Below are 374 nucleotides of genomic sequence, written 5' to 3' on the forward strand. Positions count from 1 at the left end.
TCCTTGGAGATCGACACCTTCTTGGCGCGGCCGAGCATGTTGAGGCCGACATTCTCGAGCTTGATGCCGAGGTCTTCAGAAATGACCTGGCCACCGGTGAGGATGGCGATGTCTTCCAGCATGGCCTTGCGGCGATCACCGAAGCCCGGCGCCTTGACGGCGGCGATCTTCAGGCCGCCACGCAGCTTGTTGACGACCAGCGTGGCCAAGGCCTCGCCTTCGACGTCTTCCGAGATGATGACCAGCGGCTTCGACGTCTGCACGACAGCCTCGAGGACCGGCAGCATGGCCTGCAGATTGGAGAGCTTCTTCTCGTGGAGAAGGATGTAGGCGTCTTCCAGATCCGCAACCATCTTGTCGGCGTTGGTGACGAA

At 61.0% G+C, this 374-nt stretch carries 1 pseudogene; it reads right to left on the reverse strand.

From position 1 onward, the window contains the following. Positions 1–374 (reverse strand): annotated as a pseudogene (gene groEL / locus AC0L17_RS34645) (chaperonin GroEL); the annotation flags it as partial.

This window comes from Mesorhizobium sp. WSM4829 (genome assembly GCF_055811475.1).